This is a genomic window from Tardiphaga sp. OK245, from assembly GCF_900108575.1.
Classification (GTDB): domain Bacteria; phylum Pseudomonadota; class Alphaproteobacteria; order Rhizobiales; family Xanthobacteraceae; genus Tardiphaga; species Tardiphaga robiniae.
Genome location: NZ_FNWZ01000007.1, coordinates 173,177 through 183,620 on the forward strand (window position 1 = coordinate 173,177; position 10,444 = coordinate 183,620).

Here is a 10,444-nt window from a genome sequence, read left to right on the forward strand (position 1 = left end):
CCAAATTGTCTCGGAGATACAAAACGGGAGAAGTGACAGCGTACGTCGTCAAAGTTATGCTTACTGCGTCGAGGCAACCGGCTTCGCGTCATCGTTCCATTCTGGCGGTGCTCCCATTTTACCGCCGACAAGCGCGGGCAGTCCACTTCGCCCAAAAGCGTCACACGCCGCATACTTCGGTTTTCCACCGAGCGACGATTGCATTCGCTGCGCACTAGGGAGTGATAGGGTCTTCTTGAACGGACTCTCAGCGGTGACCAGTAGCTTACTGAAGTCTGTGCCAAACTCACTCGCAAGATCGTAAGCATCGCCCGACGCGGCAACTCGAGGGGTACTGGTTATGAAGTCCGCACCTCGAGCCCAAACGAACGCCGCCTTCTGTCGTCCGTTGGTGTCCTTTGCCTCGCCTTCGACGGATAAGCTGCCCATGCCAAAAGGTATTCGCGGCACAGGAATTGGCATGCCCCCGCTGATGAAATTTGGTGCGATGGATGCAACTTTCGAAGCGCCGGCCAAACCGGCGTCGGTTACCGTTAGGTGAGTAATCGTCACATGGACACTTAGGTCGGCGGCCTCCCCCATCGGCACCACTTGAAATCGATCACTCAATCCAAAGCACAACGATCGATCAACTGCGTTTGCGATCACTCGCCGCTGCTTATCTGACAATTCAGCTTTTAAGGCTAAGCTAGAGAAGGTCGTCGGCACGATACGAATGCTCCTCGCGGTCAAAACACCTGCTTTGTCAACGTAAAGCTTCGATTTCGTCGTCACACCATCTTCCGGCTTGAGATTGTTGTACGCGACCAGCGAGCCGGACGTCTCGAGCGGCGCCGTCGCACAACCCGATAGCGTAATCCATAGTCCAAGTGGCCCGCACACCTTTGCTGCCAAGCGGATCATTCGGATGTTCATAACATGCCCCCAAAATCAGATGGGGAACAATTAGCGGAACAGATTGTCGAACAAATTTCAGAATTGGTTGGAAATATTACCGAATGTTGCAATGACCTCAGCGTTTATTAATATGAGTGGGCGGTGACCTGCTAGCCATTTTGTCACAGAGCGAGCGTACCAACTGAATTTGATGCGTCCCCAGGCTCTCAAACCTTCTATATGGCTCTTATAGATTACTGCGCGACTTCCCGTAACGCGCGGCTGCAATACTCAGCAACATTCACGACCCTATCTGTCATTTTCTGCAATCTATGCGCCGCCCTCTTCCGCTAGCCTGTTGATGGCATGCTCGGAGAGAAGCAGTGAAAATTCTAGCAGCGAGCGAGACTCGTCAGGCCTCCAGCGAACCCTGCCGGAGCGCGCGTATCGCCGACCATGAAGTCAAATCTATTTGTCGATATCGGATCTGCGCAGGTCGAGGGCCGGTTTTCAAACAAGCATCCTGCATACTTAGCAAGCATACTGACATTGCTATTACGCTCACGCCGATGCGTGTTCACCCTCTTCTGTTCAAAGCGCAGCGAACGACCACAAATCTGATGAATAAACCATTGCCTGCTCGACAGAAAGCCAAGTTAATGAACGCCGTTCTCAGATCAACTAGCGTCCTCGTTATGATTCTAGGCTACGGCCTGCTCCGATCGCCGGTCATGGCCGAAGAAGCGCGTACGCCAGTTAAGTCACCTCTTGTTCCAGTGGTTAGTGTCGTTGAAGCTGTCAAACGCGAAATCGTGGAGAACTTGGTGATCACCGGCACTCTGGTTCCCAGAGACGAAATTCTGGTAACACCAGAGATCGATGGCTATCGCGTCGTCGAAGTTCTCGCCGAAGAGGGCATGCACGTCGAGCGCGGACAGGTTCTCGCCCGTCTAGCTCGTGACCTTGTCGATCGGCAACTTGCTCAGCAAGAAGCACTCGTTGACAAGGCCGCGGCCGCGGTGCCACAGGCTGAAAATAGTATCGAGCAGGCCGAAGCTGCAGAGATCGAGGCGCGTCTCGGATTTGAGCGTGCAAAGCAACTCATGCAGACCGGCAATACAACTGCGGTGACAATTGAAGCACGCACATCGGCCCAGCGACAAGCTGCAGGAAAATTGGCGTTTGCTCGAAATGGTTTGGTCAGCGCTAAGGCCGATCTGGAGCAAGCCAAGGCCGTTCGCGATGAGCTAATTTTACGACTCGCTCGGACCGAGATCCGAGCTCCTGAGGCGGGCATCATCAGCCGCCGTACAGCCCGCGTTGGATTGTCTGCATCTCCATCCGCCGAGCCTCTGTTCCGGCTAATCGCGCGCGGAGAAATCGAGCTCGAAGGAGAAGTGATCGAAACAAAATTGCCTTTGCTTAACGTTGGCAATCCCGCCTGGATAGAGCTCGGAGACGGAGACCGCATACAAGGTAGCGTGCGCGTGGTGTATCCAGAAGTCGAGAAGGCCTCCAGGTTAGGAAAAGTTCGGATCAGACTGGACGCAGATGCACGCCTTCGAATTGGCAGTTTCGCAAAGGGCGACGTTGAAATTGCACGTGCTCGCGGAGTAACCATTCCTCAGTCATCTGTCGTCCGTCGCGGCAACCGAAATGCTAGCGTCCTCGTTGTATCCAACGGAATCGTGCAGAGACGCGAAGTACGCAGCGGCTTGGCCGACGACCACGACCTCGAAATCCGTGCTGGGCTTGCGGAGGGTGAAGCGGTCGTCATGCGCGCCGGTAGCTTCCTTCGTGATGGGGATCGCGTGCGTGCCATTCTCGCCAAACGAACCGCCACGGCAGCGAACGGGGCGAGATCGGCAGATGAGACTATCGCACCCTAAAGGCGCTTCTCCTTTTTTGTCTCCTTTCATATTAGCACGGGGCTGCGCCGATGCGCCTGAACATTTCTGCCTGGGCGATACGTAACCCAATCGCACCGCTCGTCCTCTTCGTCGTATTGATGGTACTGGGCCTCGTTAGCTTTCGGGGGCTGGCCGTCACCCGTATGCCGAACGTCGATGTACCGATCGTATCAGTGGCAATCACCCAGCCTGGTACCGCGCCATCCGAACTTCAAACCCAGGTAACTAAGTGGGTGGAAGATTCAATTGCCGGCGTCCGCGGCGTTAAACATCTCACCTCCATAATCACCGAAGGATCTTCGGTCACCACCGTCGAATTTCGTTTGGAGGTAAATGCGGACCGTGCGGTCAACGATGTAAAGGATGCGATATCTAGAGTCCGCATCAATCTCCCACGCACCATTGATGAACCTGTGATCAGTCGCGTCGAGATCAGAGGACTACCAATTTTGGTGTACGCGGTGAAGGCGCCCGCGATGACCCCAGCCGAGCTGTCATGGTTCGTCGAGGACAACATTGCCCGCAATTTGCAGGGAGTGAATGGCGTAGGTAGCGTGGAACGCGTTGGCGGCGCCTCCCGCGAAATCCGCGTTGCCCTCAAGCCCGACAGGCTGCTGGCGCTCGCGATTACTGCCGCCGACGTTAACAGACAACTGCGCCTCACATCAGCGGATATGGCGGGCGGACGGGGGGAAGTCGGCGGACGCGAGCAATCGATCCGGACGCTCGCTTCCGCGCGCACCATCGGCGATCTGACGGCTACGTCCATCGTACTGCCAGGCGGCCGCAAAGTCCGTCTCGAAGACCTTGCCGAGGTAGAGGACGCCATAGAGGAACCGCGCACCTTCGCTCGATTCAACGGGGAACCGGTCGTTGCGTTCGCCGTATCTCGCGGTAGCGGTGCTAGCGATGCAGAGGTCGCCGCAGACGTCGAAATGCGTGTGGCCGAATTTCAATCTGAACATCCTGAGATGACGTTTCAAAGGATCGATTCGTCGGTTTCTGCGACCACCGGTAGCTATGAATCTGCCATGCACACCCTGATCGAAGGTGCGATCCTTGCCGTCCTAGTGGTCTTTCTGTTCCTGCGCGACTGGCGAGCTACAGCTATCGCCGCCATCGCGCTGCCACTCTCCGTATTCCCGACGTTCTGGGCCATGGACTTGCTGGGCTTTACGCTCAACAGCGTGAGCCTCCTTGCGATTACACTGGTTACGGGAATACTGGTTGATGATGCCATCGTAGAGATCGAGAACATCGTCCGACATATACGACTGGGAAAGTCACCCTATCGAGCGGCATTGGAAGGGGCCGATGAGATCGGCCTCGCCGTAATTGCCATCACCGCTACACTCATCGCGGTATTTGCACCTGTTTCCTTCATGAGTGGCATAGCCGGACGATACTTTGTTCAGTTCGGTCTGACGATCGCTATATCGGTGTTCATGTCGCTTCTCGTTGCACGGCTTATCACACCAATGCTCGCCGCTTTCTTTTTATGCGATCAGCCGCACCGTCAAGAGCGGGACGGTTGGCTGATGCATGTTTACGGAATGCTCGTCAGTTGGTCCGTGCGGCATCGTCTCATCACACTCTTCGTCGGGCTTGGACTGTTTGCCGCCTCACTCGCGGCGACCAAGTTGTTGCCGTCCGGCTTTGTGCCTAGACAAGACGACGCACGAACGCTCTTCATGGTCGAACTCGCACCCGGCGCGAGACTTGCCGACACCGTCGCTGTCACGGATCGTATCGTCGCTCGCGTAAGATCACTCCCGGAAGTTACATCCGTATTTGTCGAAGGCGGGAGGCAAGCGGGTGGCAAAAAAGAGACGCGGCTCGCGACACTCACGATCAATCTGACGCCCAAGAACGAGCGCTCTCTCAAACAGAATGAAATCGAGAAAGAAATATCAGCTCTCATCGCGAGAGAGCCGGACATCCGGTCTTGGAAGCTCCGTGACAGTGGCCAGCGCGATCTTTCTGTGGTCGTCGCCGGTCCAGACACCGAGGTGGTGACCGACATCGCTTCACGTCTACAGCGGGATATGTCTGCGATCCCTCATCTCATCGCGGTAATGTCGACAGCCCCCCTGAACCGCACAGAGATTCGCATCCGACCAAGAGAGGGTTTGGCAGCAGACCTCGGTGTTTCGACCGATGCAATCGCCGAAACTGTCCGCGTAGGGACGATCGGCGACGTGGGCATGAACTTAGCAAAATTCACTACTGAAGGTCGGCAAATTCCGATCCGCGTTCAACTACCTATCAGCGCGCGAGGATCAATCTCCGGTTTGGCAAACCTTAAGATACCGGCAAAGGACGGGACCGCACTCCCATTGGCTACCGTAGCCGACATAGAACTCGATGAGGGCCCGGGAGCGATCGAACGATACGACCGCACGATTCGCATTGCCGTAGAAGCAAATATGGAGGGTTCGGACGCGTTGGGCTCGCTGCTTCAACAGGTGATGGCCACACCGACCGCACACGATCTTCCGCCTGGCGTGAGTATAAAGCAGAGCGGGGATGCAGAGGTTATGGCGGAGGTCTTCGAGGGGTTCATGCTCGCGATCGGCGCGGGAATCATGATGGTCTATGCCGTCTTGGTGCTGCTGTTCGGATCGTTCCTGCAGCCTCTGACTATTCTCTTTTCTCTTCCGCTGTCGATTGGCGGGGCTATCCTCGGCCTCCTACTGATGAATATGCCAATTTCATTGCCGGTCGTAATTGGACTCCTGATGCTCATGGGATTGGTCACAAAGAATGCAATCATGCTAGTGGATTTCGCGGTCGAAGAGATGCGTAGGGGCATCGATCGAACGACTGCCATCGTAAAAGCCGGGCGTAAGAGAGCACGCCCCATCGTCATGACAACGATCGCAATGGCTGCAGGCATGGTGCCTTCCGCAATGGCGCTTGGCGTAGGCGGTGAATTTCGAGCGCCTATGGCAGTCGCTGTGATAGGTGGCCTGATCGTGTCCACCCTACTCTCTCTCGTATTCGTGCCGACGGTCTTCTTGCTGGTAGATAGCCTAAATCAAACCCTTGTTCACGTATTCGGCCGTTTCGTCGGTAAGCGCGACGAACCCGAAATTTGGATGGAAGGAAGTTAACCGAGTAGATGTTGGCGCCGTGGCCATTAACATTGGATCAAAATGCAGATGGCAGCGGTTGGCCCGCTCTGCACTGACGCAGCGATACTTCGACGCGTTCAGGCAGTATCTGCATGACCGTAGGTGAGCAGACAGTGCCTGTGCGGTGGCGGCGAGCGCAAGCCCCATTTCCGGACCATGATTTCGGCCTGCATCGCAGAGGTCGTCGTAACGCAATTGATCGACATCCTGGTGCGCCCGTCACGCAAAACGAGAGGAGCTGCGATGCCAAGCATGTTGCGCCGCCAAGTTGTATCCGCCAACCAGTCCCCCTCTCCGAGAGGTCTCGCACGGCGAGCTGAATAGCTGCTTCGACGCTGTCCCAATCAGCCGAACGGTCTTCTGCCAGCATCCGCATTACGTCGGCACGCGAAGACACGTCAAGGGCAGCAAGGTGAGATTCACTCCGCTATTTGTGAGTGAAGGCGACGCACAACAGAAGCAGGTCGCGATTAGGCGATCGACCTATTTGTCTAGGGTCTACATCGAGGCTCTCGGTTTAATAGGCAATGCTGTCGCCTTTTATGGGTTGGGTTTCTCGCCACAGGATGAGCCTCTCATCAAACGCCAGAATTGAACGCAAACATCGCCGCGGTGAGCGTATTCAAGAGGATCAAGACCTGATCCATAGAGCTTCGACCATGCTTCGAAAGGCGGGTGTCGAACAGGTACCCTTCTTCGACGCTGAAAGCCCCGGCGCGTGGATCTATTAGCCCTTCATGGATAGTCGGTAAACGACCGCAATCACTGATGCCGCGAAAGGTAGGACAACGACTGGAACTGTATATCGCCAACCAGCTCAGGTGACGCTGATGGACAGTTCGCATTCCCAACCGCACTTGTTTCGGACTGGTCCGCTGATTTGTAATCTCCCCTAAACTTATTTCTACTACGGATCGACCGCAGGCAAAGACGCTTTCTCGCTTCGGACCGCCCCGTCGTCTTTCGATGATCCAAGCCTGACTGAGACTTTCTCAATCAGGTGTGGGGCGAGTTCGGATTTCGCAACGAACACTGGAATCTCTGGATCCGGTTATCTTTTTTGTGATCCTTGTTCGCAATCCAGTCGTTTCTACGAAGCACCTCGTTTAGGCTGATCGCAATATGTCACAGCCGTCTTTACCGGGTCTGATGCGGAGAAAATTATTTTAAGCCCCGATGCGCAATGTGCTGAAGGCGTCATTGCGATCCATGCGAAGCGAGCGGCAGGTGATCAGCATATTCTGTCCGAACAAGGTGCTTCCGACATGAGAGCCGACTCGAACGGTCTGGACGGCCAGCAGCGCAAGCCATGCCCAGAATTCCCACCACTGCCCTTGCCACGTGAAACTCCGCGCGATGAAGTCTGCGATCCAATGGCCCGCTGCGAGCACCACGGCCACAGCGCAGCGGCGTGCAGAGCGCTTGATGCCAAGATGCGAGGCGCCTTCGATATCTCCTGCCTCACCGTATAACCCACAAGAGCCGGACCACGCCGCGATCACGATATAGGTGTCTGGATCATCGCGCAGCGAGAAGAGCACGGCGCAGAAGAAATAGTGTCGCCCATAAGCAGCGAAATCCCAGTTGCTGAATGCGAAGGATAGATTCCGCCAAGTCAACCGCCTGCTAAGAACCAGGCCGCGATCCGGCAACTGTTCGTGGTCAAAAGGACGGCGCCGGCAATCTGCCTCGGATACCGCGCGGCCGGAGGTGACGCTTGGTGGATCAGCGATGCTGAAACACACGGCATAAACCGAAGATCTCCTTACAGGGAGCGTTTGAAGAGGTGGCCGATCTCCCCGATGACGCCGCGGCGGAAGGTCAGCACGCAGACCACAAAGATCACGCCCTGGATCACCGTCACCCACTGGCCGAAACCGGCGAGATATTGCTGCATGGCGATGATGACGAAGGCGCCCACCACCGGCCCGAACAGCGTGCCGAGGCCGCCGACCAGCGTGATCAGCACGATTTCACCGGACATGCTCCAATGCACGTCGGTGAGCGAAGCGTTCTGCGCCACGAACACCTTCAGCGCGCCGGCGAAGCCCGCCAGCGTGCCGGACAGGATATAGGCCAGCAGCTTGTATTGATCGGTCTTGTAGCCCAGCGACACCGCACGCGGCTCGTTCTCACGGATCGCCTTGAGCACCTCGCCGAATGGCGAGTTGATGGCGCGGTAGATGATCAGGAAGCCCAGCGTGAAGCCGGCCAGGACCACGTAATACAGCGTGATCGGCTTCGAGAGATTGAACAGGCCGAACAGTGTGCCCTGCGGAATGCCCTGGATACCGTCTTCACCATGGGTGAACGGCGTCTGCAGATAAACGAAGTACAGGAGCTGCGACAGCGCCAGCGTGATCATGGCGAAGTAGATGCCCTGACGACGAATGGCGATCAGGCCGGTGACGACGCTGAGCGCAGCGGCCGCGACGACACCGACGACGATGCCGAGTTCGGGCGTCAGGCCCCACACTTTCAGCGCATGCGCCGTGCAGTAGCCGGCGGTGCCCAGGAACATCGCGTGGCCGAAGGACAGCAGACCGCCATAGCCGATCAAAAGGTTGAAGGCACAGGCGAGTAGCGCGAAGCAGAGCGCCTGCATCACGAAGAACGGATAGACGCCAGTGAGCGGCACGACCAGCAACAGTGCGGTCATGATCGCAAAGGCGACCATCTCGTCTTTGACTGTGCGGCGGGGTGACGGAATGGCGTTTTCAGTGATCGTTGTCATATCAGGCAGCCCGTCCCGTCAGTCCGGAAGGTTTCACAAGAAGCACCAGCACCATCAGCACGAAGACGACGGTGTTGGAGGCCTCGGGGTAAAAATACTTGGTCAGACCCTCGATGATGCCGAGGGCGAAACCGGTGATGATGGAGCCCATGATCGAGCCCATGCCGCCGATCACGACGACCGCGAACACGACGATGATCAGGTCCGCGCCCATCAGCGGGCGAACCTGGTTGATCGGCGCCGACAGCACGCCGGCGAGTGCCGCGAGACCGACACCGAGACCGTAGGTCAGCGTGATCATCAGCGGCACGTTGATGCCGAAGGCGCGGACAAGCGTGGGGTTTTCGGTGGCGGCGCGCAGATAGGCGCCGAGCCGTGTGCGCTCGATCAGGAACCAGGTCGCGATACAGACGATGAGCGAGAAGATCACCACCCAGCCACGATAGATCGGCAGGAACATGAAGCCGAGATTCATGCCGCCCTTCAGCGCATCCGGGATCGCGTAAGGCAGACCCGACGAGCCGAAATAGTTCTGGAACACGCCCTGGATGATCAGCGCCAGACCGAAGGTCAGCAGCAGGCCATAGAGATGGTCGAGATTGGCGATCCATTTCAGCATGGTGCGTTCCATCACCATGCCGAACAGGCCGACCGCCAGCGGCGCCAGGATCAGCGCCGGCCAGTAGCCGATGCCAGCCAGATTGAGCAGGAAGTATGCCGCAAACGCGCCCATCATATAGACGGCGCCATGGGCGAAATTGATGATGTTCAGCATGCCGAAGATCACGGCGAGGCCGAGACTCAACAGCGCATAGAACGAGCCGTTGATGAGTCCGACCAGCAATTGCGCAGACAAGGCTTGAAGATTGATGGACATGGCCCGTTCAACTCTGATTTTTGGGAGAATGCGGAGCGTTTTGCACTAGACGCCAAGATAGACGTGGAGCTTGTCCATATTCGCCGACAGTTCCGAATTGGCAAAGCCATCGATGATCTTGCCGTGCTCAACGATGTAGTAGCGATCCGCTACCGTGGCCGCGAAACGGAAGTTCTGCTCGACCAGCAGGATGGTGAAGCCCTCCGACTTCAGCCGCGCAATGGTGTGGCCGATCTGCTGGATGATGACGGGCGCCAGCCCCTCGGTTGGCTCGTCCAGCATCAGGAAGCGCGCGCCGGTGCGCAAAATGCGCCCGATCGCCAGCATCTGCTGCTCACCGCCGGAGAGTTTTGTCCCTTGGCTGTTGAGACGCTCTTTCAGATTTGGAAACAGCTCGAAGATCTGATCCAGAGACAACCCGCCCGGCCGGATCGTCGGCGGCAGCATCAGATTCTCTTTCACGTCGAGGCTGGAGAAGATGCCGCGTTCTTCCGGACAGAATGCGATGCCCTGCTTCGCGATCTTGTCCGACGAGGTCTTGATGATCTCGTTGCCTTCGAACTTTATCGAGCCGGTGCGCTTCCCGATGATGCCCATGATGGACTTCAGCGTCGTGGTCTTGCCGGCGCCGTTGCGACCGAGCAGCGTGACGACTTCGCCCGGCTTCACGTTGAAATTGATGCCGTGAAGAATGTGCGACTCGCCATACCAGGCTTCGAGATTCTCGATGCTGAGAATTGGATTGCCAGTTGCTGCAGTCGTTGCCGGTGCGGCCATTGTGATCTCAGCCATGCCCGGCTCCCAGATAAGCTTCCTTGACGCGCTCGTCCTTGGTCAGATCGGCATAGCTGCCTTCCGCAAGAACCTTTCCGCGAGTCAGAACGGTAATGATGTCCGACAGATTGGACACGAC

Annotated in this window: 9 protein-coding genes; 3 read left to right on the forward strand and 6 right to left on the reverse strand. The window is 56.9% G+C overall.

Annotated features, from left to right (window positions below; genetic code table 11):
* Positions 1–60 precede the first annotated feature (60 nt).
* Complete coding sequence (locus tag BLW80_RS28480) at positions 61–915, reverse strand: DUF3313 domain-containing protein (protein ID WP_093761804.1); 855 nt, start codon at positions 913–915, stop codon at positions 61–63.
* A 656-nt stretch (positions 916–1,571) separates the two neighbouring features.
* On the opposite strand from BLW80_RS28480, the gene BLW80_RS28485 reads away from it, so the two are divergent.
* The 3 genes from BLW80_RS28485 (at position 1,572) to BLW80_RS31050 (ending at position 6,515) form a co-directional block, all read left to right on the forward strand.
* On the forward strand, positions 1,572–2,765 hold the full coding sequence (locus BLW80_RS28485) for an efflux RND transporter periplasmic adaptor subunit (RefSeq protein WP_502688644.1): 1,194 nt from the start codon (positions 1,572–1,574) through the stop codon (positions 2,763–2,765).
* 50 nt (positions 2,766–2,815) lie between these two features.
* Positions 2,816–5,899, forward strand: coding sequence for an efflux RND transporter permease subunit (locus BLW80_RS28490; protein ID WP_093761806.1), 3,084 nt, complete (start codon positions 2,816–2,818; stop codon positions 5,897–5,899).
* A 289-nt stretch (positions 5,900–6,188) separates the two neighbouring features.
* Positions 6,189–6,515, forward strand: a complete 327-nt coding sequence (locus tag BLW80_RS31050) for a DUF4917 family protein (RefSeq protein ID WP_158550464.1) — start codon at positions 6,189–6,191, stop codon at positions 6,513–6,515.
* Positions 6,516–7,086: 571 nt separating this feature from the next.
* Here BLW80_RS31050 and BLW80_RS28500 read toward each other — a convergent pair.
* From BLW80_RS28500 to BLW80_RS28520, 5 genes are all read right to left on the reverse strand, one after another.
* Complete coding sequence (locus tag BLW80_RS28500) at positions 7,087–7,665, reverse strand: hypothetical protein (RefSeq protein WP_139285966.1); 579 nt, start codon at positions 7,663–7,665, stop codon at positions 7,087–7,089.
* A gap of 20 nt (positions 7,666–7,685) precedes the next feature.
* Entirely contained in the window at positions 7,686–8,654 is a 969-nt protein-coding gene (locus BLW80_RS28505) for a branched-chain amino acid ABC transporter permease (RefSeq protein WP_093761812.1), read from the reverse strand.
* A gap of 1 nt (position 8,655) precedes the next feature.
* Positions 8,656–9,531: a branched-chain amino acid ABC transporter permease gene (locus BLW80_RS28510; RefSeq protein ID WP_093761814.1), complete on the reverse strand. Its 876-nt coding sequence runs from the start codon at positions 9,529–9,531 to the stop codon at positions 8,656–8,658.
* 45 nt (positions 9,532–9,576) lie between these two features.
* Positions 9,577–10,323 (reverse strand): ABC transporter ATP-binding protein, encoded by a 747-nt coding sequence (locus BLW80_RS28515; protein WP_093761816.1) that lies wholly within the window; start codon positions 10,321–10,323, stop codon positions 9,577–9,579.
* A partial coding sequence (locus tag BLW80_RS28520) for an ABC transporter ATP-binding protein C-terminal domain-containing protein (RefSeq protein ID WP_502688645.1) occupies positions 10,316–10,444 on the reverse strand: 129 nt, incomplete at its 5' end. The genes BLW80_RS28520 and BLW80_RS28515, both read right to left, overlap by 8 nt.